General features: G+C 71.8%; 22 protein-coding genes and 1 pseudogene. 17 read left to right on the forward strand and 6 right to left on the reverse strand.

Features of this window, described 5'->3' with window-relative positions; translation table 11 throughout:
* The first annotated feature begins 2 nt into the window (after nucleotides 1–2).
* Both IO20_RS0110440 and IO20_RS0110445 read left to right on the forward strand, forming a co-directional pair.
* Entirely contained in the window at nucleotides 3–2,897 is a 2,895-nt protein-coding gene (locus tag IO20_RS0110440; RefSeq protein ID WP_030548195.1) for a vitamin B12-dependent ribonucleotide reductase, read from the forward strand.
* A gap of 200 nt (nucleotides 2,898–3,097) precedes the next feature.
* Nucleotides 3,098–4,216: a hypothetical protein gene (locus IO20_RS0110445; RefSeq protein ID WP_030548196.1), complete on the forward strand. Its 1,119-nt coding sequence runs from the start codon at nucleotides 3,098–3,100 to the stop codon at nucleotides 4,214–4,216.
* A gap of 99 nt (nucleotides 4,217–4,315) precedes the next feature.
* Here the strand turns inward: IO20_RS0110445 and IO20_RS0110450 are convergent, their stop codons facing one another.
* Nucleotides 4,316–4,846, reverse strand: coding sequence for a TerD family protein (locus IO20_RS0110450; RefSeq protein ID WP_030548197.1), 531 nt, complete (start codon nucleotides 4,844–4,846; stop codon nucleotides 4,316–4,318).
* Between the two features lie 123 nt (nucleotides 4,847–4,969).
* Here IO20_RS0110450 and IO20_RS0110455 point away from each other — a divergent pair, with 123 nt between their 5' ends.
* The 4 genes from IO20_RS0110455 (at nucleotide 4,970) to IO20_RS0110470 (ending at nucleotide 8,168) form a co-directional block, all read left to right on the forward strand.
* On the forward strand, nucleotides 4,970–5,818 hold the full coding sequence (locus tag IO20_RS0110455; protein WP_030548198.1) for an arylamine N-acetyltransferase: 849 nt from the start codon (nucleotides 4,970–4,972) through the stop codon (nucleotides 5,816–5,818).
* A gap of 52 nt (nucleotides 5,819–5,870) precedes the next feature.
* The gene (locus IO20_RS0110460; protein ID WP_030211696.1) at nucleotides 5,871–6,476 is read left to right on the forward strand and encodes a YdbC family protein; all 606 of its coding nucleotides are present in this window, start codon (nucleotides 5,871–5,873) and stop codon (nucleotides 6,474–6,476) included.
* 111 nt (nucleotides 6,477–6,587) lie between these two features.
* A complete protein-coding gene (locus tag IO20_RS0110465; RefSeq protein ID WP_030548201.1) occupies nucleotides 6,588–7,247 on the forward strand; it encodes a histidine phosphatase family protein in 660 nt (219 codons plus the stop codon).
* 12 nt (nucleotides 7,248–7,259) lie between these two features.
* Nucleotides 7,260–8,168, forward strand: a complete 909-nt coding sequence (locus IO20_RS0110470) for an ADP-ribosylglycohydrolase family protein (RefSeq protein WP_030548203.1) — start codon at nucleotides 7,260–7,262, stop codon at nucleotides 8,166–8,168.
* Between the two features lie 90 nt (nucleotides 8,169–8,258).
* Here the strand turns inward: IO20_RS0110470 and IO20_RS0110475 are convergent, their stop codons facing one another.
* Complete coding sequence (locus IO20_RS0110475) at nucleotides 8,259–9,812, reverse strand: MFS transporter (protein ID WP_030548205.1); 1,554 nt, start codon at nucleotides 9,810–9,812, stop codon at nucleotides 8,259–8,261.
* 132 nt (nucleotides 9,813–9,944) lie between these two features.
* Between IO20_RS0110475 and IO20_RS0110480 the strand changes: the two genes are divergently transcribed.
* From IO20_RS0110480 to IO20_RS0110490, 3 genes are all read left to right on the forward strand, one after another.
* On the forward strand, nucleotides 9,945–10,562 hold the full coding sequence (locus IO20_RS0110480) for a TetR/AcrR family transcriptional regulator (RefSeq protein ID WP_030548213.1): 618 nt from the start codon (nucleotides 9,945–9,947) through the stop codon (nucleotides 10,560–10,562).
* A gap of 126 nt (nucleotides 10,563–10,688) precedes the next feature.
* Nucleotides 10,689–11,399 carry a ribonuclease HII gene (locus IO20_RS0110485; RefSeq protein ID WP_030548215.1) on the forward strand — a complete coding sequence of 237 codons (711 nt, stop codon included), beginning with the start codon at nucleotides 10,689–10,691 and terminating at the stop codon, nucleotides 11,397–11,399.
* Between the two features lie 106 nt (nucleotides 11,400–11,505).
* The gene (locus IO20_RS0110490) at nucleotides 11,506–12,159 is read left to right on the forward strand and encodes a hypothetical protein (protein WP_030548217.1); all 654 of its coding nucleotides are present in this window, start codon (nucleotides 11,506–11,508) and stop codon (nucleotides 12,157–12,159) included.
* A 73-nt stretch (nucleotides 12,160–12,232) separates the two neighbouring features.
* On the opposite strand, the gene IO20_RS0110495 is transcribed toward IO20_RS0110490, so the two are convergent.
* Nucleotides 12,233–12,862, reverse strand: a complete 630-nt coding sequence (locus IO20_RS0110495) for a hypothetical protein (RefSeq protein ID WP_030548219.1) — start codon at nucleotides 12,860–12,862, stop codon at nucleotides 12,233–12,235.
* A gap of 368 nt (nucleotides 12,863–13,230) precedes the next feature.
* On the opposite strand from IO20_RS0110495, the gene IO20_RS0110505 reads away from it, so the two are divergent.
* Entirely contained in the window at nucleotides 13,231–15,390 is a 2,160-nt protein-coding gene (locus tag IO20_RS0110505) for a RecQ family ATP-dependent DNA helicase (RefSeq protein WP_030548221.1), read from the forward strand.
* Between the two features lie 109 nt (nucleotides 15,391–15,499).
* Here IO20_RS0110505 and IO20_RS37510 read toward each other — a convergent pair whose 3' ends face one another.
* From IO20_RS37510 to IO20_RS42315, 3 genes and pseudogenes are all read right to left on the reverse strand, one after another.
* Nucleotides 15,500–16,042: an SMI1/KNR4 family protein gene (locus tag IO20_RS37510; protein ID WP_030548223.1), complete on the reverse strand. Its 543-nt coding sequence runs from the start codon at nucleotides 16,040–16,042 to the stop codon at nucleotides 15,500–15,502.
* A gap of 47 nt (nucleotides 16,043–16,089) precedes the next feature.
* The gene (locus tag IO20_RS0110515) at nucleotides 16,090–16,341 is read right to left on the reverse strand and encodes a hypothetical protein (protein ID WP_030548225.1); all 252 of its coding nucleotides are present in this window, start codon (nucleotides 16,339–16,341) and stop codon (nucleotides 16,090–16,092) included.
* A gap of 539 nt (nucleotides 16,342–16,880) precedes the next feature.
* Nucleotides 16,881–17,111: pseudogene (locus tag IO20_RS42315) on the reverse strand (RHS repeat-associated core domain-containing protein); the annotation flags it as partial.
* Nucleotides 17,112–17,234: 123 nt separating this feature from the next.
* Between IO20_RS42315 and IO20_RS41265 the strand changes: the two are divergent.
* From IO20_RS41265 to IO20_RS0110550, 7 genes are all read left to right on the forward strand, one after another.
* Nucleotides 17,235–17,573: a hypothetical protein gene (locus IO20_RS41265; RefSeq protein WP_245684915.1), complete on the forward strand. Its 339-nt coding sequence runs from the start codon at nucleotides 17,235–17,237 to the stop codon at nucleotides 17,571–17,573.
* Nucleotides 17,570–17,773 carry a hypothetical protein gene (locus IO20_RS41270; protein ID WP_245684916.1) on the forward strand — a complete coding sequence of 68 codons (204 nt, stop codon included), beginning with the start codon at nucleotides 17,570–17,572 and terminating at the stop codon, nucleotides 17,771–17,773. Before IO20_RS41265 ends, IO20_RS41270 begins: the two co-directional genes overlap by 4 nt.
* Before the next feature lie 177 nt (nucleotides 17,774–17,950).
* The gene (locus tag IO20_RS0110530; protein ID WP_030548229.1) at nucleotides 17,951–19,357 is read left to right on the forward strand and encodes a DUF4192 domain-containing protein; all 1,407 of its coding nucleotides are present in this window, start codon (nucleotides 17,951–17,953) and stop codon (nucleotides 19,355–19,357) included.
* Nucleotides 19,358–19,472: 115 nt separating this feature from the next.
* Nucleotides 19,473–21,557, forward strand: coding sequence for an amylo-alpha-1,6-glucosidase (locus tag IO20_RS0110535; protein WP_030548231.1), 2,085 nt, complete (start codon nucleotides 19,473–19,475; stop codon nucleotides 21,555–21,557).
* Nucleotides 21,558–21,666: 109 nt separating this feature from the next.
* Nucleotides 21,667–22,563 carry an NUDIX hydrolase gene (locus IO20_RS0110540; protein WP_030548233.1) on the forward strand — a complete coding sequence of 299 codons (897 nt, stop codon included), beginning with the start codon at nucleotides 21,667–21,669 and terminating at the stop codon, nucleotides 22,561–22,563.
* 121 nt (nucleotides 22,564–22,684) lie between these two features.
* Nucleotides 22,685–24,484, forward strand: coding sequence for an ABC transporter ATP-binding protein (locus IO20_RS0110545; RefSeq protein WP_030548235.1), 1,800 nt, complete (start codon nucleotides 22,685–22,687; stop codon nucleotides 24,482–24,484).
* Nucleotides 24,485–24,643: 159 nt separating this feature from the next.
* Entirely contained in the window at nucleotides 24,644–25,531 is an 888-nt protein-coding gene (locus IO20_RS0110550) for a FadR/GntR family transcriptional regulator (protein ID WP_063761383.1), read from the forward strand.
* The last annotated feature ends 246 nt before the right edge of the window (nucleotides 25,532–25,777 follow it).

The following is a 25,777-nucleotide window of genomic DNA, read 5'->3' on the forward strand; positions in this document are numbered from 1 at the left end:
GCATGACAGAGACGGCGAGCGGTCCGGCACGTGGTTCTCGTTCCAAGGGGACCAAGGCGGCGAGCAAGGGCCTGCGTATCGAGCGCATCCACACCACCCCCGGCGTGCATCCGTACGACGAGGTGACCTGGGAGCGCCGAGACGTCGTCATGACCAACTGGCGCGACGGCTCGATCAACTTCGAGCAGCGTGGCGTCGAGTTCCCCGACTTCTGGTCGGTGAACGCGGTCAACATCGTCACCAGCAAGTACTTCCGCGGGGCTGTCGGCACCCCGCAGCGCGAGACCGGTCTCAAGCAGCTCATCGACCGGATCGTGAAGACGTACACGAAGGCCGGCGAGGAGTACGGCTACTTCACCTCGCCCGCCGACGCCGAGATCTTCGAGCACGAGCTGGCGTACGCCCTCCTGCACCAGATCTTCAGCTTCAACTCGCCGGTCTGGTTCAACGTCGGCACGCCCCAGCCCCAGCAGGTCTCCGCCTGCTTCATCCTGTCCGTCGACGACTCCATGGAGTCCATCCTCGACTGGTACAAGGAAGAGGGCATGATCTTCAAGGGCGGCTCCGGCGCCGGCCTGAACCTCTCCCGCATCCGCTCCTCCAAGGAGCTGCTCTCCTCCGGCGGCAACGCCTCCGGCCCGGTCTCCTTCATGCGCGGTGCCGACGCCTCCGCGGGAACGATCAAGTCGGGCGGTGCGACCCGTCGCGCGGCCAAGATGGTCATCCTCGACGTCGACCACCCCGACATCGAGGACTTCATCGAGACTAAGGTCAAGGAGGAGGAGAAGATCCGCGCGCTGCGCGACGCGGGCTTCGACATGGACCTGGGCGGCGACGACATCACGTCCGTCCAGTACCAGAACGCCAACAACTCCGTCCGCGTGAACGACACGTTCATGAAGGCCGTCGAGTCCGGTGGCAAGTTCGGCCTCACCTCCCGTATGACCGGCGAGGTCATCGAGGAGGTCGACGCCAAGTCGCTCTTCCGCAAGATGGCCGAAGCCGCGTGGGCGTGCGCCGACCCGGGCATCCAGTACGACGACACGATCAACCACTGGCACACCTGCCCCGAGTCCGGCCGGATCAACGGCTCGAACCCGTGCAGCGAGTACATGCACCTGGACAACACGTCCTGCAACCTCGCCTCGCTGAACCTGATGAAGTTCCTCAAGGACGACGGCAAGGGCAACCAGTCCTTCGACGTCGAGCGCTTCGCCAAGGTCGTCGAGCTCGTCATCACCGCGATGGACATCTCCATCTGCTTCGCCGACTTCCCCACCCAGAAGATCGGCGAGAACACCCGCGCCTACCGCCAGCTCGGCATCGGCTACGCCAACCTCGGCGCCCTGCTGATGGCGACCGGTCACGCGTACGACTCCGACGGCGGCCGCGCCCTCGCCGGCGCCATCACCTCCCTGATGACCGGCACCTCGTACAAGCGCTCCGCCGAGCTCGCCGCGGTCGTCGGCGCGTACGACGGCTACGCCCGCAACGCCGAGCCGCACCAGCGCGTCATGCGGCAGCACGCCGACGAGAACACCAAGGCCGTCCGCATGGACGACCTGGACTCGCCGATCTGGGCCGCCGCCACGGAGGCCTGGCAGGACGTGATCCACCTCGGCGCCAAGAACGGCTTCCGCAACGCCCAGGCCTCGGTCATCGCCCCGACCGGCACCATCGGTCTCGCGATGTCCTGCGACACCACCGGCCTCGAGCCCGACCTCGCCCTGGTCAAGTTCAAGAAGCTCGTCGGCGGCGGCTCGATGCAGATCGTCAACGGCACCGTCCCGCAGGCCCTGCGCCGCCTGGGCTACCAGGAGGAGCAGATCGAGGCGATCGTCGCCCACATCGCCGAGCACGGCAATGTGATCGACGCCCCCGGCCTGAAGACCGAGCACTACGAGGTCTTCGACTGCGCCATGGGCGAGCGTTCCATCTCCGCGATGGGCCACGTCCGCATGATGGCCGCCATCCAGCCGTGGATCTCCGGCGCCCTCTCCAAGACCGTGAACCTGCCGGAGACGGCCACGGTCGAGGACGTCGAGGAGGTCTACTTCGAGGCCTGGAAGATGGGCGTCAAGGCGCTCGCGATCTACCGCGACAACTGCAAGGTCGGCCAGCCGCTCTCCGCGAAGAAGAAGGAGACCGAGAAGGCCGAGGTCACCGCGAAGTCCGAGGCGACGATCCGCGAGGCCGTCGAGAAGGTCGTCGAGTACCGCCCGGTCCGCAAGCGCCTGCCCAAGGGCCGCCCGGGGATCACCACCTCCTTCACCGTCGGTGGAGCCGAGGGCTACATGACCGCCAACTCCTACCCGGACGACGGTCTCGGCGAGGTCTTCCTCAAGATGTCCAAGCAGGGCTCGACCCTCGCCGGCATGATGGACGCCTTCTCCATCGCCGTCTCCGTGGGCCTGCAGTACGGCGTCCCGCTCGAGACGTACGTCTCGAAGTTCACCAACATGCGCTTCGAGCCGGCCGGCATGACGGACGACCCGGACGTGCGGATGGCGCAGTCGATCGTCGACTACATCTTCCGCCGCCTGGCCCTGGACTTCCTGCCCTTCGAGACCCGCTCCGCGCTCGGCATCCACTCCGCCGAGGAGCGTCAGCGTCACCTGGACACCGGCTCGTACGAGCAGTCCGAGGAGGACGAGGTCGACGTCGAGGCGCTGGCCCAGTCCGCGCCCCGCGCCCAGGAGCTGAAGGCCGTCGCGGCCCCGGCCCCGAAGGCCGACATCCCGGCCCCGAAGCAGGCCCACACCTCGGCGGAGCTCGTCGAGATGCAGCTCGGCATCAGCGCCGACGCCCCGCTCTGCTTCTCCTGCGGCACGAAGATGCAGCGCGCCGGCTCCTGCTACATCTGCGAGGGCTGCGGCTCGACCAGCGGCTGCAGCTGACACCGGGCGGAATCGCGCCGGACGCACCGTCCGGCGTAGCCCGCGCGCGTAGCTGACCAGCAGCTCGTTGAAGGGGATCGACCACAGGTCGATCCCCTTCGTCGTATCCGCTCCACAGCTGTGGCGAGGGCTTGTTCCGATGACGGTCGGCGTGACATGCTCCGCGTCATGATCAAGAGAATCGAGTCCTCCGTCCGCCGATGAGCGAGACGACCGGGACAGGACTGCCCGGATGTCCGACCACACTGTTCGACCATGCCCTCCGGCTGCACCGGCTGGCGCCCGGAGAGCCGCTCCATCGCGAAGGGGAGCCGTACCCCGACGACGGCTTGCACCGTCATCGGAAAGGCCCGCGCGCACCCGAGGACCGGCACTTGACCGGCAAGGACGCGGCGCTCATCTTGGACGCGTACTTCGCGCGCACCTCCGCCCACCCCAGCGAATTGGCCGACGCCTTCCACGACGTCCACATCCCGATTCACCCCAACGATCACATCGCCGCCGCGGCTTTGCGGGCGGACGGAGAACGCGTTCGCCGAACGGGCCGCTGGCTCGTCCGACATGGCACCGACCGATGCGCGGTCACCGTTGGGCTGGCCCTGGTCGCTGTCGTGGGAACAGCCGACGACATCCCGTTGATTCAAACGATCGGGCTGCTGTCCGACCGCTTCGGTCCACTGGCGGCGCACGCTTTCGAGAGTCGGCCAGGGGGAGTCGAGGCCCTGCTCTGGCTTGCCGAGCGAGTCACCGGTTGGGGACGCGTCTATGTCGTTGAGGCTCTCTGCCGGCTCGACGACCCAGCTGCCCGACCGTGGTTGCTTCGCAGGGCCTGCGACGGAGACTTCCTCAACGGGTACTTCGCCGGCCGGGTCGCCACAGTCGCCAGACTCCATGAGGCGCTTTCGGGCCTCGACACGGACAGCGAGATGGTCGACCACATAGGTCGGCTCCTTCATCTGATGATCGACTGCGGGAGCATGGGACTCACCCTCGCCCGCTATCCCCATTCGGGCGTGGTCCTGGAGGCTCATGCTCGCCATGTGGGTTCGCTCGGCCCGACCATCGAGCGCTACTTCACGATCGCGGTGCTCACTCAGCACCTGACTACGGAGCCCCCGGAGGCCGCGGGGTGCACTGAGGCTCAGCAGGAAGCGCTTCGGGCGACCTACCTCGAAGTTCTCGACCGGGAGGAGTGGGCCCAGGCCGCACGCGCGGGGTTCGCGGCGGACGACAACCGTATGCGATGGCTCGCCGACCACCGGGCGCCACAGCTGAGGCTGCGTGCGTTCCCCGACCGGGAGCCGGACGCCGAGGAATGACGCTCGTTCGCGCACGTGGTTGAGCGGCGCGTGCTGATCAGTGCTTCATGAAGGGGACCGGGCCTCTGGGTCGGTCCCCTTCGGTGTGGGCCGGGCCGGTCAGGGGCGGGGTGTGCCCAGTAGGGCGGCGAAGGCCTGGGGGGTGGCGTCGAAGCCGTGGCTGAGGGGACGGTACGCCCAGCCGTCGGTGCCGTCCCTGGTGAACTCCACGACCGTCGCCGACAGGGCGTCCGGCACGTCCGCGAAGTCGTGGACCAGCAGGTCCGTGTAGCCCTCGCGGACCCGGATGCCCGTGTTCGCTATGTCGCCGAAGGTCCTTCGTCCCCCGGCCTGCTGTATCGCGACGCCCACCACCACGCGCGCGTACCGCGGTGCCAGCCGGTCGAGTTCCAGGGTCATGGCCTCGTCGTAGCCGAAACCCTGCCCCGTACGGCTGTCGCGGTGGAGTGTGATCGTGCCGTCGGGGGAGCGGCTGCCGAAGTGCACCAGATGGGCCGGCGCTCCGTGCGGGTCGTCCGACGTGAAGACGCCGGCGACGATGTCGAGGTCGTGGGCGGGCGCGCCGATAGGGGCGGGGTCCCACTTGAGCGTCACCTCGACGCGTCCCACTCCCTTGTTGAGTCCGCTCATGGTGCTTCCCCTCTCCGCGTACGCCCCCGCGCACGCCTCGCTCCGTACCGCCGACCCGCTCGAAAGCCCGTGGTCGTGGCCGGTTGCCCATGGTGTCATGTGGCTACGACAGAGGACCCGAGGGTGGAGGGGGAGAGCGGTTTGTGGAGCGGTGACGAGCTGGATCTCGACGCATATCTGGCTCGAATCGGATGGCAGGCGGGGAGCGGAGGTGAACTCGCCCCTGACCTCGCGACGTTGAGGGGTCTTCATCGGGCGCATGTCCGGGCCGTGCCGTTCGAGAATCTCGACGTCGCCCTCGGGAAGTCGGTTCCCCTGGATCTGAAGAGCCTTCAGGACAAGCTCGTCGGACGGCGTCGCGGAGGGTACTGCTACGAGCAGAACTCCCTGTTCGCTGCGGTCCTCGAACGGATCGGCTTCACGGTCGCGGCGCGCGGCGCCCGCAACCGTTCGCGGGGCGCCACGCTGCCGCCCGTCACGCACGCGTTGCTCGTGGTGACGGTCGACGGCGAACAGTGGCTCTGCGACGTCGGGTTCGGCTGGCAGGGGCCGCTGGAACCGGTGCCCCTGCGCGACGGGGTCAGGGTCGAGCAGAGTGGCTGGACGTTCGGGATCAAGGCCGAGGGCGAGGGCATCCTCGTACTCCGCTCCCTGCGACCGCAGGGCTGGACCGATCTGTACGCCTTCGCTCCCCAGACCCTCTACCCCGGCGACTTCACCGTGATGAACCACTACAGCTCCAGTCATCCGCACTCGCGCTTCCTCGGCCAGGTCGTGGCCCAGCGGCCCGGCGAGGAGGCGCGCAGGGCTCTGGTCCGCGAGACGCTCTCGGTGGTGCGGCCGGACGGCACCGCCGAGGAACGCGTGGTCGGTACCGGGGTGTTGATCGCGACGCTTCAGTCCGAATTCGGCATCGAACTGAACGAAGAGGAGCGCGCGGGCCTGGAACGAATGCACCCGACGGGCGTCTGACGGGGTCCGCGAGGGTCTGCCGGGGCGCTCGTCGGCCCCGTACGATGGCGCGGTGCTGGTCAAGTGGATTCGCTGCACCGTGATGGACCGTCGAGGGTTCGAGCGGGGGCAGCGGAAATGGGCGGGGCTGCTCGGTGAGCCGGGATTCCGGGGCCAGGGCGGCGGGTGGAGCCGGGCTCGGCCGGACGTCGCCCATGTCTTCGCGTTCTGGGAGAGCCGGGCTTTTTACGACTCGTTCATGGCGCGCTCGCACGATCGACTGGCGGCCGCGCAGGCGGGCACGTTCAAGGACGCCCAGGCCAAGCTGTTCGACCACCGCTTCGACGTGAAGATGGGCTTCGAGCCGCGGTTCTCCGACGCCGACGTGGCACGGGTGGCGCACTGCCGTGTCCACGAGGACCGTGCCGAGCACTTCGCGCTCATGCAGGAGAAGGTGTGGAACCCGGCGATGGCCGGCTCTCCCGGCATGTTGCGGGGCATGTTCGGCGAGGCGCCCGGCAGCGAGTTCCTGGTGCTGTCGATGTGGCACTCGGCGGCGGAGCACGGAAAGTACCGGGTGGAGCGCATCGAGCGGCTCGGGCTGCGGGCCAGGACCGCGGCCGACGTGGCGGCGCTGACGGGGGACGTGGTGCAGCTCGAGCCGACCTGGACGGTGTGAAGGCCTGAGCCGGTACGAACACGCCGGCCCGCGCCCGCCCGCGTACGCCGGATGGACTCCGGACACCACCTCGGCTGAGCCGGTCCGGGACCGGCGATCTAGGGTCGGGGTATGGCACGACCGCGGCGCATCGTTCTCGTACGGCACGGAGAGTCCGAGGGCAATGTCGATGACACGGTGTACGAACGTGAGCCCGACCACGCGCTGGGGCTCACCGCGACCGGGCTGCGGCAGGCCGGGGAGACGGGGGAGCGGCTTCGGGAGCTGTTCGGTGACGAGTCGGTCAGCGTCTACGTCTCGCCGTACCGCCGCACCCATGAGACCCTCCGCGCCTTCCGGCTGCCGCCGGGGCAGGTACGGGTACGGGAGGAGCCGCGCCTCCGGGAGCAGGACTGGGGCAACTGGCAGGAGCGGGAGGACGTCCGTCTGCAGAAGGCCTACCGGGACGCGTACGGGCACTTCTTCTACCGCTTCGCCCAGGGTGAGTCGGGGGCGGACGTCTACGACCGCGTCGGGGCTTTCCTGGAGAGCCTGTACCGCAGTTTCGAGGCGCCCGACCATCCGCCCAACGTCCTCCTCGTCACCCATGGGCTGACCATGCGCCTGTTCTGCATGCGCTGGTTCCACTGGACCGTGGCGGACTTCGAGTCGCTCTCCAACCCCGGCAACGCCGAGACCCGCGTGCTCCTGCTCGGCGAGGACGGGAGATACCGTCTTGACCGGCCGTTCGAGCGCTGGCGCACCCCGGAACCGTACGGCCATACCGGATAGAGTGGCAGACCGATGACCGCTGACTCCTCATTCGACCGGCGCTTCGACCGCGCCCTGGCCAGCCTGCGCGGGCTGTCCGTGGGAGACGCCCTGGGCTCCCAGTTCTTCGTACCCGCCCACTATCCCCTGCTGAAGCGGCGAGAGCTGCCCGACGGCCCTTGGCAGTGGACCGACGACACCGAGATGGCCTGCTCCGTCCTGGCCGTCCTCGCCCGCCACGAACGCATCGACCAGGACGCCCTGGCGATGTCCTTCGCCCAGCACCATGACTTCGACCGCGGCTACGGCCCGGCCGTCAACCGGATGCTCCGGCTCATCCGGGAAGGCGGCGACTGGCGGGAACTGGCCGCCGCGCTCTTCCAGGGCCAGGGGTCCTGGGGCAACGGCGCCGCGATGCGGATCGCCCCGCTCGGAGCCTGGTACGCGGACGACCCGGAGCAGGCGACGCACCAGGCGGAGATCTCCGCGTACACGACCCACCAGCACCGCGAGGCCGTGGTCGGCGCCATGGCCGTGGCCGCCGCCGCAGCGCTGGCCGCCGACCCCGCCGGGCCGCCCACGGCCGAGAAGCTGCTCGACGGCGTCATCGCCCTCGTGCCGCGCAGCGCGGTCGGGGCGGGGCTGCGCCGGGCCCGCGACATGCTCGACTACGGCGACGCGGGCACGGTCGCCGCGGTGCTCGGCAGCGGCCGGCGGACGAGCGCGCACGACACGGTTCCGTTCGCCCTCTGGTCGGCGGCCCGGGGCCTCGGCGATTTCGAGCGGGTGTTCTGGACGACCGCGCAGGTCGGCGGCGATGTCGACACGACCTGTGCCATCGCGGGGGGTGTGGTGGCCGCCGCGGCGGACGGTGCGCCGCCGGCGGACTGGCTGCGACAGACCGAGGCCCTGCCGGAGTGGGTCCTCGGCGCGGCGGCCTGAGGTGGCTGCGCTGACCCGAGTCCGACGCGCCTGAAGCGGCACGATGCCCCCTGAGCCCCTGCGCGGGGCCCAGGGGGCATCGCGGTGTTCTCAGGCCACCGGCCCCGCGGCCTCCGCGCGGCCGCTGAGCGCCTCCAGGTCGCTCTTGCGGACCCGGATCACGAGGACCGCGGTGAGCAGCGCGATCAGCACCATCGCGACGGCCGCCGTGAACGCCGAGGCGATGCCCGAGGTCAGCACCTCGTGGCCCCAGGGCGCGGGCAGTTCCTTCGTCTTCAGGGCCTCGGCCTGCTGCTCGGGCGTGGCGGCCTTGAGGAAGCCGGGCATCTGCTTCTCGGCCTCCTCGCGGCTGGCGGTGCCGAAGACCGTGACCAGGATGGACAGGCCGAGCGAACCGCCGACCTGCTGGGTCGCGTTGAGCAGGCCCGATGCGGCGCCCGCCTCGTGCTGGGCCACCCCGGAGACGGCCGTGAGCGTGAGCGTCACGAAGTTGAGGCCCATGCCGAAGCCGAACAGGACCATCGGGCCGAGGACCCCGCTCGCGTAACTGCTGTCCGGGCTGATGAACGTCAGCCAGAAGAGACCGGCACCGGTGATCGCCGAACCGCTCACCATGAACGGTTTGGGCCCGAGTGTCGGCAGCAGCCGCTGGGCGAGCCCCGCGCCGGTCACGATCGCCACCGTCACCGGCAGGAAGGCGAGACCGGACCGGATCGGGCTGTATCCGAGGACGCCCTGGACCCACAGCACGATGAAGAAGAACATGCCGAACATGGCGGCTGCCAGGCTGAGCATGATGACGTACGTGCCCGACCGGTTGCGGTCCGCGAACATCCGGAGCGGGGTGATCGGCTCCTTGGCGCGCGACTCCACGACCGCGAAGGCCACGAGCAGGATCACCGCGGAGACGAAGGAGCCGATGGTCAGCTCGTCCTTCCAGCCCTTCTCCGAGGCTCGGATGAACCCGTAGACCAGCGCGGCCATGCCGAGTGTCGAGGTCGTGGCGCCCGCGATGTCGAACCGGCCGGGGTGACGCTCGGACTCGCCGATGTAGCGCGGGGCGAGGAAGGCGATCAGCAGGCCGATCGGCACGTTGACGAAGAGGACCCACCGCCAGTCCAGCCACTCCGTGAGCATGCCGCCGGCGAGCAGACCGATCGCGCCGCCACCGGCGGAGACGGCGGCGAACACGCCGAACGCCCGGTTGCGCTCGGGACCTTCAGGGAACGTCGTGGTGATCAGGGCGAGCGAGGTGGGCGAGGCGATGGCGCCGCCCACGCCCTGCAGGGCCCGTGCGGCGAGCAGATGCCAGGGCTCCTGGGCGAAGCCTCCGAGCAGCGAGGCGAAGGTGAAGAGCAGGATGCCGGCCATGAACACCCGGCGGCGCCCCAGGATGTCCCCGGCCCGTCCGCCGAGGAGCAGCAGTCCGCCGAAGGTGAGCGTGTAGGCGCTGAGCACCCACGACAGGTCGGTGGTCGAGAAGGAGAGCGCGTCCTGAATGTGCGGCAGCGCGATGTTCACGATGGTGGCGTCGAGGACGACCATCAGCTGGCAGGCGGCGATGACGGTCAAGGCGATACCCGGCCGACCTCCGGCGCGAGCGGGTCCGTCCTTGGCCTGTGTGTCCACCGGAGAAGTTGTCACTATGGATCCCCCACGGAAGAATTAGTGAACGCACCCGTTCACTGTCCATCACGGTAGTGAGTCCCCCTCAGTGACCGCAACCGTTCACTGGGCGCCGCCGACGACGGACTTCGCCTCAACGGAGAGATCCTGATGGTTAGTTCACGCTCCACGGCCGCCGCCCGGCCGGAAGGGGTGTCCCTGCGCCGCCGCGGTCCCGTGCTCGAGAAGGCCATCCTGGAGGCCACGCTCGAACAGCTGGGCAGTGTCGGCTGGAACGGTCTGACGATGGAGGGTGTCGCCGTCGGCGCGCAGACGGGTAAAGCCGCGGTGTACCGGCGCTGGCCGTCGAAGGAAGACCTCGTCGCCGACGCGCTTCAGGCCGGGCTGCCGGCGCTCGACGAGGCGCCGGACCTCGGAAAGGTGCGCGAGGACCTGTACGAGCTGTGCCGCCGGGTCCGGGACGTCATGTACTCCAAGCCCGGCTTCGCACTGCGCGCCGTGCTTCACGAATGCGATGCGGAGTCCGCCGAGAGGTTCCATCACCTGATTGTCGCGGGGGTCGTCGAGCCCTCGGCCCGACTCTTCAGTGAGGTGCTGAGGCGCGGAATCGCAAGGGGAGAGGTGCGAGCGGACGCGAACGACGACCTGGTTCTCGACGTCATCCCGGCCATGCTGATGTACCGCTCCAAAGTGTGCGCAAGCGAATGGCCGGACACCGAGATCGCCGATCTGATCGACCGGATCATGCTGCCGCTGCTACGGGTGTGACCCGGACGGGGCGCCTCCGAGGGGCAGCCCGCCGGGGCCTCGCGCCCCGGCGCGCACGCCCCTCGGGCCCCCGGAGGGAATCCGGGTACCGCGTGCGGCACCGAGCGGCGTAACCTGTCAGGCGCCATGCCCTACGAACCACCCACCCACACCGTCGAGCGGTCGCTCCGAGCCACCACCGGCGCCAGGATCGTCGCCGGAGTGGACGAGGTCGGACGCGGCGCCTGGGCCGGCCCCGTCACAGTGTGCGCGGCCGTCACCGGTCTGCGCCGGGCGCCCGAAGGGCTCACCGACTCCAAGCTGCTCACCCTCAAGCGCCGTACCGCGCTCGCCGTGGAACTGGAACGCTGGGTCACGGCGTACGCGCTCGGCGACGCCACCCCGCAGGAGATCGACGAGCTCGGCATGACCGCTGCCCTGCGGCTGGCTGCGGTCCGGGCCCTCGAAGGGCTGCCCGTACGGCCCGACGCGGTGATCCTCGACGGCAAGCACGACTACCTCGGCACCCCCTGGCAGGTCCGTACGGTGATCAAGGGCGACCAGTCCTGCATCGCCGTGGCCGCCGCCTCCGTGATCGCCAAGGTCCGGCGGGACGCCGTCATGGCCGAGCTGGCCGCCGGGTCGGAGGAGTACGCGGCGTACGCCTTCGGAGCCAACGCGGGCTACCCTTCGCCGGTCCACAAAGCGGCGCTCGAAGAGCTGGGGCCCACCCCTCACCACCGTCTCTCCTGGTCGTACATGGACGCCATGCCCAGGTGGCGCCACCTCAAAAAGGTCCGCCTCTCCGCCGAGGCGGTCGCGCTGGAAAGCGGGGGCCAACTCGGCTTCGACTTCTGATCTTCCGGTCGCGGGTCCCTGTCGCAGGGCCTCCAGTACGACCGGGGTGCACATGCGTGCCCACCCGCCGGTGCTTCCCGCAGCGGCGTTTGATAGACATCCACTCATGCCTCTCATCCCCGAGGAGCCTCAGATTCACGAGAGCGCCCAGGGTCCCCGCGCCACCGCGGCCACCGGCCGCCCCGCGTCGACCCCCCGTCCCGTACCCGGCCCGCGATCCGCGGCCACTCCGCGGCCCGGACGCCCCGTCCCCGGTCCCAGGCCCGCGCCGCCGGCCCCGCGCCCGGCCCCCGTCGCCGGCCCGACCCCGGCGACCACCCCGACTCCGGCGAACACCCCGGAGAATCGTTCCGACCAGCGGTCCACGCCGCAGCTCCAGCTGATCCCGGCCCCCGTCGACGGCGCGCTCGACGCCGCCGAAGAGGCCCTGGACATGCTCCTGGAGAGCGGCCGGGCGCCCGGCGAGATCCTCGTCCTCACCACCGGCGACCCGCACCCGTGGACCACGCACGAGCTGTCCTTCGGCGAGGCGTCCTACTGGGCGCAGCAGGACGCCGGGGACGACGTGTTCTTCGCGCGCGCCGCCTCCGTCGAGCGGGCTGCCCCCCGACCCGTGGTGATCGTGGCCGTCAACGGCGGAGACGACGAGACGACCGCCGAGGCCCTGCCGTCGGCGATGGCCCGCGCCGGCGCGCTGCTCATCGTCTGCGGCGACCAGCAGCGCGTCACCACGCTCCTCGGAGCGGGCGCCGGCGTCTGACCGACCGCGCCCGCCTGCCGTCCCTCCGCCGGACCGAACCCGGCTCGGCGGAGGCCCGGTGACGTCCGCGCGATCAGCGCGCGGCGGCCCGGCGCAGCGGTTCCGCCGAGCCGCTCTCGGGTCTCGGCGTCAGACGGCCGAGCTCGGCCGGCCCGTCGCCGAGCGGCAGCGGGAGCGAGTCGGAGCTGGGGCGCCGCCCGCCCCGGCCCTCGCCGAGCACCTGCCAGCCCCCACGGGTCAGCGTGATGTAGGCACCGCAGCGGAGACCGTGCAGGGTGCAGGCGTCCCGCAGGCCCCACATCCACGCACCGTCCTCCTCCGTCCAGCGCTCGTCGCCCTCACGGCAGTACAGCAGGACGGCGGTACGCACCGGCGTACGCCTCCGCAGGTCGTGCGGAATGACCCGCCGCAGATGCGCGAGCAGCGCGTTGCGGAACTCCCAGCCGTCCGCCGGAACGGGCCGCCGCACGAACGATGCGCTGGCGGCGAGGCGGTCCTCGTGGTCCAGGACCGCCAGAACCGCCGTCTCGGGCGTGGGCGTATGACGCGAGTGCAGCCCGCTGACGACCTCACGCGGATTGCGCAGCAGCGGGACCCCCGCCGCGGACCACTCGGCCGGTTCGAGTATCCGGGCGAGGCGGCTGGCGGACACGGACGACGATCTGAGCGAGGCGGCTGTGGACGGAGCGAATCCGAGGGTCACGGTCCTCCCTTCGGATACGCGCCCGCGAGGCGGGCAAGGTCGGGCGAGGGCGCACCACAGCACAGTCCTTCCGGACCGCTGACGGGCCGTGCGGGGCGGTTTCCCAATTCTTGCGGGCCCGTGCGCGGGCGGCAACGAGCAATTGGGACCGCTGACGGGAATGCGTTGGTATGCCACTCATATCCCTGCCCAGTTGCCCATTGTTCACTCCCCGTTTCCCCTCCTGTTTCACCTCCGGACGGGGAGCACCAGCGGAAACGTCCCTTCCACTCCGACCGCGGGGGCGGCGCGCGGCGACCGCCCACGGCGAGGACGGTGTCACGGCGGTGGATTCGCCGATTGTCAGTGCCATCGGGTTGCATGGGGGTATGGACAACCTGGAGCTCCGTGCGGAAGCCGATGCCATCCTCGCTGAACTCGTCGGCGCCCCGGCGGGCTCGGCGCGGCTGCGGGAGGACCAGTGGCAGGCGGTGGCCGCCCTGGTGGAGGAGCGACGCCGTGCGCTGGTGGTGCAGCGTACCGGCTGGGGCAAGTCGGCGGTCTACTTCGTCGCCACCGCACTGCTGCGCCGTCGTGGCTCCGGCCCGACGGTGATCATCTCGCCGCTCCTCGCGCTGATGCGCAACCAGGTCGAGGCGGCGGAGCGGGCCGGCATCCGGGCGCGCACCATCAACTCGGCCAACCCCGAGGAGTGGGACACGATCTACGAGGAGGTCGAGCGGGGCGAGACCGACGTCCTCCTCGTCAGTCCGGAGCGCCTCAACTCGGTGGACTTCCGCGAGCAGGTGCTTCCCAAGCTCGCGGTCACGACCGGTCTCCTCGTCGTGGACGAGGCGCACTGCATCTCCGACTGGGGACACGACTTCCGCCCCGACTACCGCCGCCTGCGGGCCATGCTCGCCGAGCTCGCACCCGGCGTACCCGTCCTCGCCACCACCGCGACCGCCAACGCGCGCGTCACCGCGGACGTGGCCGAACAGCTCGGCACCGGCGCGGGCGAGGCCCTGGTGCTGCGCGGCTCCCTGGAGCGGGAGAGCCTCAGGCTGGGCGTGGTCCGGCTGCCCGACGCGGCACACCGCCTGGCCTGGCTCGCCGAGCACCTCGACGAGCTGCAGGGCTCCGGGATCATCTACGCCCTGACCGTCGCCGCGGCCGAGGAGGCCACCGCCTTCCTGCGGCAGCGCGGCTTCGACGTGGCCTCGTACACGGGCCGTACGGAGAACGCCGACCGGCTGCAGGCCGAGGTCGACCTCCAGCAGAACCGGGTCAAGGCACTGGTCGCGACCTCCGCGCTGGGCATGGGATTCGACAAGCCGGACCTCGGCTTCGTGATCCATCTCGGCTCCCCGTCCTCGCCGATCGCGTACTACCAGCAGGTGGGGCGCGCCGGTCGCGGCGTCGAGCACGCCGATGTCCTGCTGCTGCCCGGGAAGGAGGACGAGGCCATCTGGCGGTACTTCGCCGACACCGCCTTCCCGCCCGAGGCACAGGTCCGTCAGACCCTCACCGCCCTCGCCGACGCGGGGCGGCCGCTGTCCGTGCCCGCCCTGGAGGCCGCGGTGGATCTCCGCCGCACCCGGCTGGAGACCATGCTCAAGGTCCTCGACGTGGACGGGGCGGTGAAGAGGGTCAAGGGCGGCTGGACGTCGACCGGCGCGCCGTGGGCGTACGACTCCGAGCGCTACGCCTGGGTGGCCCGGCAGCGGGCCGCCGAGCAGCAGGCCATGCGCGACTACGTGAGCACGACCCGGTGCCGGATGGAGTTCCTGCGGCAGCAGTTGGACGACGAGGGCGCGACCCCCTGCGGTCGCTGCGACAACTGCGCGGGCGCCTGGGCCGACACCTCCGTGTCGGCGGAGACGCTGACGGGGGCGGCGAAGGAACTGGACCGCCCCGGTGTGGAGGTCGAGCCGCGCCGCATGTGGCCGACGGGGATGCCCGCCCTGGGCATCGACCTCAAGGGGCGTATCCCGGCCGGCGAGCAGTGCTCCACCGGGCGTGCGCTGGGGCGGCTCTCGGACATCGGCTGGGGCAACCGGCTGCGCCCCCTCCTCGCCGACACCGCGCCCGACGGGCCGGTCCCCGACGACGTGCTGAAGGCCGCGGTGGCCGTCCTCGCGGACTGGGCCCGCTCACCGGGTGGCTGGGCGCGGGACAGCGCGGACGCCTCCGCCCGCCCGGTCGGGATCGTCGCCGTACCCTCCCTGGCCCGCCCGCAGCTGGTCGGCACCCTCGCCCAGGGGATCGCGAGCATCGGACGTCTGCCGTACCTGGGCACCCTGACCTACACCGGGCCGGACGGGGCTCACGCGGCACGTCGCAGCAACTCCGCACAACGCCTCAGAGCACTGTCCGGTGCCTTCACCGTCTCGGAGGAGCTGGCCGCGGCCCTGGCCGAGTCCTCAGGCCCGGTGCTGCTCGTGGACGACTGCACCGACTCCGGCTGGACCCTCGCGGTCGCTGCCCGTCTGCTCCGCAGGGCAGGCAGCGGCCCCGTTCTTCCGCTGGTGCTCGCGGCGGCGGGCTGAGCGACCCGATCGCGACGGCGCGCCCCGGCGGACCGCCGGAAGCACGGCCGCGCATGCGGCACGCCCGGCCGGGGAGACCCGGCCGGGCGCGCCGCGGACTACCGGGACGTCAGCCCCGTGGCTGGAACGTCACCTCGCTCACGCCCCAGAGGAATGCGCCGCCGAGCGGGTTCTCCGGCCATTCGGCGCGGAAGTTCCGGACGAGGAACTCCACCATCCCGCAGTCGTAGCGGCTCCACAGCGAGCCGTTGCGCTGGTAGACGACGACCGGCCACTTGGCGGGATCGTCGTCCGACGCGTCCCAGCACAGCATGTCGGCGGTGGCGGAGACGCCCCAGGTGATCAGGACCGGAGAAGTCCCCTCCAGCTCGGGTGTCTTCTCCTCCGTCTCCCAGTCGGCCTCGGCATTCGCAGACTCGATCACCATGCCGTCCCGCGGTGCCTGATCCAGCGGCACCTTGGGCTCCGGACTGCCGATCGACAGGTAGTTCTGCAGCGCGCCGGCGCCGTAGACCTCCATGTAGCGCCGGTAGTCGGGCGGGAACGGCTTGCCCCACGTCGCGGCGAGGGCGGTCCACTCGACCGTCGTGCCCCCGTCCTTCGGCGGCGGCATGAGCCGTCGCAGGGCGTCCAGGCCGGTCGGCTCACTCATCGGCACCTCGCTCCGTCTCCCCCTTCGGGGGTGTCCGTCGGCCCGCGTCATGGGGTGCTCCCCGTGGGCGCCGGCACACCGCCGCTGCTCTGTGTGCCGAGATTGTCTCCGGTGCTCAGTTCGTTCGGTATGAACACGTCGAAGTCGATCCCGACCGAGCCGTCGGAGTTGATGCCGTACGCCGACATGTCGTACCCGGTCGGCACCGTCCTGCTGCCCTCGTAGCGCGGCGACACGGTGTACATGACGTCCTGGCCGGCCATCACGGCCGTGTAGACCATGCTCTCGTACGTCCTCATGTGCTCTTCGCCCTGCGTGGAGCGATCTGCTTGGCGTTGGCGCCGCGGGCGCACGGGGAGAGGTTCGCCAGGACGCCCTTGCCCGCCAGCTTGTTGCCGATGAGGTGACAGGCGTTGACGTTCCTCTGCTTGTCCAGGCCCTTGCTGTCGGCGAAGTCCTGCGCCCACTCGTATCCCGGCGGGTTCGAACCCACGGCGGTGCCCTTGTTCTTGCTCAGGTAGTCCTTCGTCAGGCACGCCTCCGCTGCCGTCGCCCGGTTGCCGTTGGCCGCGTCCCGGTCGCCGTACTTGATCCAGCCGTCGCCGCAACCGGACCGGTTGTCGTCGCTGTTGGGATCCGGCTGGGGGCGCGGGACGGGCCGCGGGGAGGGCGCGGGTGCGGGGGTGCCGTCGGCGTCGTCCCGTGTCCGGGAAGCCTCGTCGATCCGGTCCCGTACCTCGTTGACGACGTACTCGACGGCGGCGGCGACGGCGATGATGGCGACCGTCACCACGACCGCGGCGACGAAGGCCACGGCGACCACGGGGATGGCGAGCGCGGACCAGTGACCGTCGATCTCGACGTTGCTGATCGGGTTGCCGCCGGTGAAGGCGTAGCAGCTGCCCGTGAAGGGGTCGCTGCCCAGACCCATGTCGGCCAGGGCCCCGTTGTACATGTCGCGGCTGGGGAAGCGGTTCAGCCCCGGGTCGTAGTCGCGGAAGCCCACGTCGTACGTGCCGGAACCGACGTCCCAGCGCTTGGCGTTGTAGCGGTAGGGGTTGTACTCCTCGGCATTTCGCTGACAGTTGCGCGACGGTTGAGGATGCGTTGTCCGACTTCGCCGTCGCCTGGTCTCCGTCTTGTCGAATGGGGTATAACCCAGGCCCATTCATCTGCGACAGACAGTGCCGCCATGTCGACGACCGAACAGCCGACGGAACCGGATGAGCCCGAAATTCCGGACACCGCAGGGGATTTCGCGGCCGTGCGGGATCGCCGCACCGACCGCAGCGGCGTGGTCGTGGCCGCGGCTCTTCTGCTCGCGTGCGGCGCGTTCGTCGCCTACGGAGTCCTCGGCACCGGGGACCGGAACACCGGCACGAGCGCGACGGCGACGCCCACCACCGTGGCGATCTACGACGTGACCTACGAGGTGCTCGGCGAGGGCGCCGCCGACATCTCCTACCGGGGGGCGGCGGCGACAAGGCGGACGTCGCCACACAGGTCGGCCTGCCGTGGCGGAAGACGGTGAGTGTCCCGCTCGGGGCCTCCCCGATCGTCAACGTCACCCTCGGCGAGAAGGGCGGCACGGCCAGCTGCACCCTGGCGGTCCGCGGCAAGCACGTCCAACGGGCCACCACCACCGGCGCCTTCGGGCGGACCACGTGCGGAGGTGAGCTCGCCGCCCCCTCAGGGGACGCGGCAGCTGAAGGAGCGCAGCGAGCCGACTGAGGATCGAGGCGCTGATCCCCGGGCGGGGACGGACCGCCGCACTCTACGGCCCTGTGCGGCGCGGCGCGCGAGCGAGCCGCCGAACCTGTGGACAACTCGGCGGGCCGGAGATGTCCCGCTCCGGGGGGTTATCCACAGGGGTTTCGGATGTGGGCAGATCACGAGACCGTTTTGACCATGAACGCGAATCACCACGAAACCAGCGGACCCTCCCGTACTCAGCAGATCACCCTGCGCGGCCCGGCGGAACTGGCCGACGCCCTCCCGTTCATGCTGGGCTTCCACCCCACCGACTCCGTCGTCCTGGTCGCCCTCCACGGCGAGCGCGGCCGCTTCGGAGGCCGGGTCAGGCTCGGCATTCCCCGCTCGCCGGGCGAATGGTCCTCCACCGCCGACCACCTCGCCGAATGCCTCGTCGAGGGAGGCGCCAGGAACGGCACCCGGCCGGACGGCATCGTCGTCTTCCTCTGCCAGGACCCCGAGGCGGGCGAGACGGGCCGCAGGGTCATGGAACGGCTGCGGCCGTTCGCCCAGCGGCTTCGTACCACCTGCGGAGCCCTCGACATCCCCGTCTACGAGGCGCTGTGCATCTCAGACGGGCTCTACTTCTCCTACTGCTGCCCCGACGCACGCTGCTGCCCGCCCGACGGAACCCCCCTCGCCCTCAGCGGTACGTCGGTCATGGCGGCGACCGCGGCGTACGCGGGAGTCCAGGTACGGGGCTCACTGCGGGACATGGAAGGCAGGTTCAAGCCGTCCGGTGGCCCCGACGAGGAGCGGCAGCGCGCCGCACTCGACGCGACCGCGGCCCAGATCGTCCCCCGGATCCTGGAAGACGCCGAAGGCAGGGAGCGGGAGGAGGTACGGGAGACGACTCTGCGCCTCGCCCGAGAGGTGCTCCGCCGGTTCGCCGCCCCGGAGCGGCCGAGCCCGACGAGCCCGCAGGGCCCGCCGGACGCCGGACGGACCGCCGCGGGGACGGCCGCCGGCGACGCCGCCGACGACGCCCTGGTCGACACCGACGAGGCGGCCGCGCTGATCCTCGGTCTCCAGGACCGGGTCACCAGGGACCGCGCCGCCGAGTGGATGGAGGGATGGGAGGGCACCGCGGCCCTCCGGCTCTGGCGCGTCCTCGCCCGGCGCTGCGTCACCCCCTACCAGGAGCACGCCGCCGCACCCCTCACCCTCGCGGGCTGGACGGCCTGGTCCACCGGCGACGAGCCGACCGCCCGGGTAGCCCTCGGTCTTGCCCTCGACGCCGACCCCGAGTACGTCTTCGCCCGACTGCTCCACCAGGCCTGCAACGAAGGACTCGACCCCGAGTCGCTCCGCTCCTGCCTGAGGACGGAGCGGGACGGCCGGACCGCCTCGGAACAGGCAGCCACCTCCGCGTCCCGCCGGGTCCGGATGCGCACCGCCCGCCCGCAGAGCACCCGGCAGACCCTGCGGAAGCCCGGCCGCCAGGCCCGCGGAAGGGTAGGCCGGCCGACGGCCGGGGTGCGGCCCGGCGGGCCCGCCGCCGCCAAGCCGGGGAGCAAGACGCCGCGCCCCGGCGGACAGCGCGGCACCAGGAGTGGCCGATGACGACCGTGACCCGGCCGCCCGCGGACGCGTTCAGCTCTCTGGCGGAGTCGTCAGAGCCGTCCCGCCGACACATCGCCGGCCGCCCGGTTCGCACAGAGAGCACCCCGTACCCACCATGGCCCTCAGCCCCGTCCCGGCCCCCGGCCGCCCCACCGGACATCCGCTCGGTTCCTCCTCCGGGCGGGCGGCGGGTGCCGGCACCGCGGTCGCGCCGCCGCGCGCCCCACGCCCCGCGGAACTCCCCTCGGTTCACGGCGCGCTCCTCTGCGTGGCCCTGCCCGCACTCGCCGTCTGCGCCGACCACGGACAGCTCACCGGCGAGGGACCCGAGGGCGTGTACGCGGCGGGGCGGCGCCTCCTGTCCCGCTGTGTCCTCCGGGTGGCGGGGCGCGAGCCCGTCCCCCTCCAGGGTCGCATGGCGGCCGCCGACCGCGCCGTGTTCCTCGGTGCCCTCCGTGTCCCGGGAGACTCCGGGCCCGATCCCGGCCTCACCGTCGAGCGCACGCGGAGCGCCGACGGAAGCGAACGAATCACCCTGCGCAGCGCCGTCGCCCGCCCCCTCCGGCTCCCCGTGGAACTCGCTCTGGGCACGGATCTCGCGGACCTGGGCGCGGTGGCGTCCGGCCGGGCAGGACCCGAACTCACCGCGAGCGTCCACGGCACCGGACTCCGCTGGAACGGCGACGGGCGGTCCGTCGCCGTCACGGCCGACCCGCCGCCCATGGACTCCCTCGCGGCGGCCGGAGTACTGCGCTGGGAGGCGGAACTCGCGCCCGGAGGCACCTTCACGGTCCGGCTCCGGGTCCACGACGACCCGACCGCCCGTCCCACCGCCGCGTCCAGCGCGGGCAACGGCCGCCCCGGCGGCCATCTCCTCGCCGACGCCCACGCCGAAGGCGACGACCCGCGCCCGGGCGAACTGCTCCGTACGTCCGTCGAGGACCTCCGGGCCCTGCTCCGAAGAGACCCGGCGCACGCCGCCGACGTCCACCTCGCGGCAGGCGTCCCCTGGCGCTGCGGACCGGTCACCGCCGAGGCACTCTGGGCGGCCCGCATGGTCCTTCCCCTCGGCACCCGGCTCGCCGTCACCACCCTGCGCGCCCTCGGCCGTACCCAACTCTCCGGGGCCGGAACCGAGTCCGGACGCATCCCGGGGCCCCTCAGGGACGCGGGCCCGCACCTCCCGCCCCGCTGCACCGGTATCGAGGCCACCCTCGCCTTTCCGGTCGTGCTCGCCGAGGCCCGCCGTTGGGGACTGCCGACGGCGGACCTTGAGGAGCTGCTCCCCGTGGCGGAACGCAGCCTCGGCTGGCTCCGCCGGGCGGCCGGAGCGAACGGGAACGGCCTCCTGCCGGACCCGGGGCCCGCCGGACCCTGGCGGGCCGAGACGCAGGCACACGCGCACCGCGCGGCGCTGCTCGGAGCGGATCTGCTCGACGCCTGCGGGCGGCCGGGGGGAGACGCGCTGCGGGACACCGCCCGAACACTGCGCGAGCGTTTCCGGCGGGAGTTCTGGCTCGACGACCGTGCGGGGGGCCGCCCCGCCGTCGCTCGCGGACAGGACGGACGGACCTGGCCCCACCTGGGCGGCTGGGCCGCGCACCTGCTCGACACCGGACTGCTGGGCGGGGGCCGCTACGCACAGGGCCTGCTGGACAGGGCGGAGACCGAACAGGTGGCGAGGCTGCTCGGGACCCCGGCCCTCGACTCCGGCTGGGGGCTGCGCGGCCTCGGCGCCAAGGAACCGGGACACAACCCCTTCGGCCACCGGGCGGGCGCGGTGCGCGTGCACGAGACGGCGGTCGCAGTGGCCGGACTCTCGGCCGCGGGGCACGAGAAGGAGGCCTCGGCGCTGCTGCGCGGACTGCTCGACGCGGCGGCGGCCTTCGACCACCGGCTGCCCGAGATGTACGCGGGGGAACAGCGCACGGCCGGCGGACGCCCGGTACCGCACCCGGCCGCGTGCCGACCGGCGGCCGTCGCCGCCGCCGGAGCCGTGCACGCACTGCTCGCCCTCGCCGGCGTCCGGCCCGACGCCCCCGGCCGCTCCGTGTCGGCGCACCCCCTGCGGTCGGCACCGCTCGGCGCGATCCGGTTCTCGGGACTCGTGGTCGCGGGTGAGCCGTTCGCCGTGCGGGTCGGCAGGCTCGGTCTCGGCATGGTCGAGGAGGCCGCGGAAGGCCTTCAGCTCGGGGTGTGACGCGATGCCGGGCACGATCACGAGGGAAGCGTCGCGGCGCCGAGGGGAAGTCGTCGCGGATCCTTCCGAGGGGCGTGTTTATCGTCAGGAAGACGACTATGATCGCGGCATGCCTCCCTACGACCCGTCGGCCTTCCCGCCCTTCGCCGTCACCGTCGATCTGGTCGTGCTCACCGTGCGCAGACACGCGCTCTGCACCTTGGTCGTACGGCGGGGAGAAGCGCCGTACCAGGGGCGCTGGGCGCTGCCCGGTGGCTTCGTGCGCGCCGAGGAGGACCTCGGTGCCGCGGCGGCGCGCGAGCTGGTCGAGGAGACAGGGCTCTGTGCCCACGATCCGGCCGCCCCGTCGCCCGTACCCAGCAACGGCGCACACTTGGAGCAGCTGGCGACCTACGGCGCTCCCGACCGGGACCCGCGCATGCGGGTGGTCAGCGTCGCGCACCTCGCGCTGGCCCCGGACCTTCCGGCGCCGAGGGCCGGTGGCGACGCGAACAGCGCCCGCTGGGCCCCGGTGGAGGAACTGCTCGCCGAGGACGCGATCGCCGGGGCGGCGACGAGCCCCGCCGGGACCGCCGGGACCGCGTCGACCGTCGGGACCGCGTCGACCGCCGGGACCGCGGAGGAGTCCGGGGCCGGCCTGGTCGCCGGAGCGGGCGATGACACCGACGGCGAGGAGAAGGACGGAGGGCCTGGGGCGCTCGCCTTCGACCACGCCCGGATCCTCGCCGACGGGGTGGAGCGGGCCCGCTCGAAGATCGAGTACTCCTCCCTCGCCACGGCTTTCTGCCCGCCGGAGTTCACGGTCGGAGAGCTGCGGCGCGTCTACGAAGCCGTCTGGGGGGTGACCCTGGACCCGCGCAACTTCCACCGGAAGGTGACCGGCACGCCCGGCTTCCTCGTCCCGGCCGGCGGGACCACGACCCGTCAGGGCGGGCGCCCTGCCCAGCTCTTCAGGGCAGGTGGGGCCACTCTCCTCAACCCGCCGATGCTGCGCCCCGAGGTCTGACGGGCCGGTGCATCCGGCCTCCAGGGCGCCGACCCTGCGCTGAAAGTCCGAAATGTAGCGTTATCTTGCTGCGATAGCGCCGCCCTGCCGCGGAGCGGTGTCACCTACCGCGAGAGAAGCGATGCTCCAGGCAATCGGACTGACCAGCACTCCCCGCCGCGATCGCCCGCCCGCCGTGGACGATCTGACCTTCGAGGCCCGACCGGGCGCCGTGACCGCGCTCCTCGGCTCCCGGGGCTCCGGCAAGACCACCGCCCTCCGGCTCATGCTCGAACTCGAACCGGGCCGTGGGATCACCTACTTCCGGGGCCGGCCGCTCCACCGCATCGCCCACCCTCCCCGCGAGGTCGGCGTGCTCCTCGGCGACATCCCCGGGCATCCCTCCCGCACCCTCCGGGGGCAGCTGCGGATGCTCTGCGCCGCCACCGGGGTTCCCGCCTCACGGGCCGAGGAGCTGACGAGGGCGGTGGGCCTCGCCGGCCTGGAGCGCCGGCGGATCGGCACCCTTCCGATCGGGGCCGACCGCAGACTCGGCGTCGCCTCCGCTCTGTTGGGCGCCCCCCACACCCTGCTCCTCGACGAGCCGGGCGCCGGACTCTCCGTACCCGAGAGCGCGTGGCTGTACGAGCTCCTGCGCGCGCACGCGGCCGACGGGGGAACCGTGCTCTACGCCACGGAGGACCCCAAGGACGCGGCCCGCAACGCGGACCGGGTCGTCACGCTCGACGGCGGTCGGCTCGTCGCCGACCAGGACGTCACCGAGTTCGCCCGTACCCGGCTGCGTCCCCGGGTCGCCGTCCGCACTCCGCAGGCCGCGAGGCTCGCCGCGGCCGTGACCCAGGAGGCGAGGGCCGCCCGCCGCCCGGTCGAGGTGGTCGCCGAGAACGGGAACCGGCTTTCCGTCTACGGGAGCGACTGCGCCGCCGTCGGCGACACGGCGTTCCGCCACGGCGTCCCGATCCACCGGCTCGCCGCCGAGACCGGCGACAGCGGGCCCGTGCCGCGTACTCCGGAGAGCGGGGCGCCGGGGCGGCGCCCGGCCGGCTCTGCCTCTCCCGGCACCGCGCCGCCGACTGGCGAAGGGGTGCCGTCCGCCGACGGGGCGCGCGAGGCCTCTGCGGGGCGGACCGGCGGTGTCCGGAGGCCGGCCCGCTCGCCCCTGCGTCCGCTGCGGTACGAGATCCATCGGCTCCTGGGGGTGCCGTCCACCCCGCTCGTCGCGGCGGCCGTCCTGCTCGGTTCCGTGACCCTCGCGCTGCTGCTGGGGCGGGGCGGCCGTGCCGCGCTGCCCGCCGTGCTGGCGGGCTGGCCCGGGATCTCCCCGCTGCCGCCCGCGGCGCTCGGGGCGGGACTCCTCGGGGCCTTCTCCTTCGGCGAGGAGTACCGCTATCCCGCGCTCACCACCGGCCGGGGAACCGTGCCGCGAAGGCCCGGCCTGCTGCTCGCGAAACTGGCCGTGGCCGCGGCCGTCGCCCTGCTGCTCGGGGCGGTCGTGGTCGTGATCGACCTGGAGGCCCTGCGGTTCGTGTACGGCGGCGAGTTGATCAGCGTGCCGCGGAACTGGCCCTCGCTCTGCGTGAGTTGGTTCGGCCTGCTCGTCGGATGCGCCTGGGCCGGGGTGCTCGGCGCCGGCGTCTTCCGGGCCGCGGCGGCCGGGGTGGCGGCGGTCCTCGCGGTGCCGGTCGCCTTCGTCCCGCTGCTGCAGAAGGTGCTGACCGGACCGTCCGTGCGTTCGGCCGCCGGACTCCCCGCGCGGCTGCGCGAGTTCGCCGGCCCGCAGTGGTCTCCGGCGGTGGACCGTTGGCTGACAGGGGGGCTGCGGGTGATCGGGCAGCCCGCGGGAGTGGCTCTTTCGCTGACGTTGACCGGGTTGCTCTGCGCCTATGTGTTCACCGGCCTTCGTCGTAAGGCGCGTTGGTGATCACTTGTGGACGAGATCCTTCCGGTTCGTCGCCAACTTCCTTGAAACTGCCAAGAATGTCCGATTAATCGTCAATTGTGTAGCGGGTGCCGATCACCCTTTCGTGTGCTTTTCACCAAAGACCTCAAGGGCCACGGAAGCAACGCCGACAAATGATGCGTGAGTACCCTTGCGCACACCATGATGACCGCCGCCCGCTCCGTCGACTCAGGCCTCGGCGCCCCGGGCGATCTCGACCGCTACCCCTACGCGGAGGCGCCCGCCGCCGGCCGCGTGGGCCCGTCCTCCTGGGAGGGAGTGGACACCGACCTGGGCCGCGTCGGTCGCCGGAGCACCGGCAACCGGGGCCGCGGTCTGCACGGGCAGCTCGTCCAGCAGCTCGGCCAGATGATCGTCTCGGGTGATCTCGGCGCCGACCGCCCGCTCGTCCCCGAAGAGATCGGCCAGCGGTTCGAGGTCTCGCGCACCGTCGTTCGCGAGTCGCTGCGCGTGCTGGAGGCCAAGGGGCTGGTCAGCGCCCGCCCGAACGTCGGCACCCGCGTCAGGCCCGTCAGTGACTGGAACCTCCTCGATCCCGACATCATCGAGTGGCGCGCCTTCGGCCCGCAGCGCGACGACCAGCGGCGCGAGCTGCACGAACTGCGCTGGACGATCGAGCCCCTGGCCGCCCGCCTCGCCGCGGGGCACGGTCGGGAGGACGTCCAGCAGCGTCTCGCGGACATGGTCGAGATCATGGGGCACGCGTTCGCCCAGGGCGACGGCATCACGTTCTCCCGTGCCGACACCGAGTTCCACTCGCTCCTCATCCAGCTCGCCGGCAACCGGATGCTGGAGCACCTCTCCGGCATCGTCGCCGCGGCGCTCCAGGTGTCCGGCGGCCCCGTCACGAGCTGCGACCGACCGAGCGAGACCTGTGTCGGGCACCACGCCCGGATCGCGGACGCGCTCGCCGCGGGGGACGCGAACGGCGCCGAGACCGCCATGCGGCAGCTCCTGACGGTCCACCCCGAGGTGGAGCGCGTCGTTCCCGCCCCGCGCGAACACTGACCCGCGGGCCGTGAGCGGCAGCGCGGAGGCGCGGGCATCGCGCGCCGCCGGATCCGAGCGGCACCCGGGGCTGGGTTCCCCGGGTGGCTCCAGGGTTCCGGCGGCGCGAATGTACCCTTATCTACCCCTCTGGGTTGCTTCGTCGCACATGAGGTGTGACTCGGGCCACGAAGATTGGGCGTAACACTCCTCCGAGCCGTGCGATGACTTAAGAGGTGACCGCCGAGGAAGGAATACAGCAGCCGA

This window comes from Streptomyces exfoliatus, from assembly GCF_000725545.1.
In the GTDB taxonomy this organism is placed as follows: Bacteria; Actinomycetota; Actinomycetes; order Streptomycetales; family Streptomycetaceae; genus Streptomyces; species Streptomyces exfoliatus.

Coding starts and splice junctions, on each gene's coding strand:
- IO20_RS0110545 (WP_030548235.1), top strand. CDS start 22,685: ATGCTCCAGGCAATCGGACTGACCAGCACTCCCCGCCGCGATCGCCCG.
- IO20_RS0110540 (WP_030548233.1), top strand. CDS start 21,667: ATGCCTCCCTACGACCCGTCGGCCTTCCCGCCCTTCGCCGTCACCGTC.
- IO20_RS0110445 (WP_030548196.1), top strand. CDS start 3,098: ATGAGCGAGACGACCGGGACAGGACTGCCCGGATGTCCGACCACACTG.
- IO20_RS0110530 (WP_030548229.1), top strand. CDS start 17,951: ATGAACGCGAATCACCACGAAACCAGCGGACCCTCCCGTACTCAGCAG.
- IO20_RS0110465 (WP_030548201.1), top strand. CDS start 6,588: ATGGCACGACCGCGGCGCATCGTTCTCGTACGGCACGGAGAGTCCGAG.
- IO20_RS0110490 (WP_030548217.1), top strand. CDS start 11,506: ATGCCTCTCATCCCCGAGGAGCCTCAGATTCACGAGAGCGCCCAGGGT.
- IO20_RS0110440 (WP_030548195.1), top strand. CDS start 3: ATGACAGAGACGGCGAGCGGTCCGGCACGTGGTTCTCGTTCCAAGGGG.
- IO20_RS41265 (WP_245684915.1), top strand. CDS start 17,235: ATGTCGACGACCGAACAGCCGACGGAACCGGATGAGCCCGAAATTCCG.
- IO20_RS0110535 (WP_030548231.1), top strand. CDS start 19,473: ATGGCCCTCAGCCCCGTCCCGGCCCCCGGCCGCCCCACCGGACATCCG.
- IO20_RS0110470 (WP_030548203.1), top strand. CDS start 7,260: ATGACCGCTGACTCCTCATTCGACCGGCGCTTCGACCGCGCCCTGGCC.
- IO20_RS0110515 (WP_030548225.1), bottom strand. CDS start 16,341: ATGAGGACGTACGAGAGCATGGTCTACACGGCCGTGATGGCCGGCCAG.
- IO20_RS0110450 (WP_030548197.1), bottom strand. CDS start 4,846: ATGAGCGGACTCAACAAGGGAGTGGGACGCGTCGAGGTGACGCTCAAG.
- IO20_RS0110505 (WP_030548221.1), top strand. CDS start 13,231: ATGGACAACCTGGAGCTCCGTGCGGAAGCCGATGCCATCCTCGCTGAA.
- IO20_RS0110480 (WP_030548213.1), top strand. CDS start 9,945: ATGGTTAGTTCACGCTCCACGGCCGCCGCCCGGCCGGAAGGGGTGTCC.
- IO20_RS0110485 (WP_030548215.1), top strand. CDS start 10,689: ATGCCCTACGAACCACCCACCCACACCGTCGAGCGGTCGCTCCGAGCC.
- IO20_RS37510 (WP_030548223.1), bottom strand. CDS start 16,042: ATGAGTGAGCCGACCGGCCTGGACGCCCTGCGACGGCTCATGCCGCCG.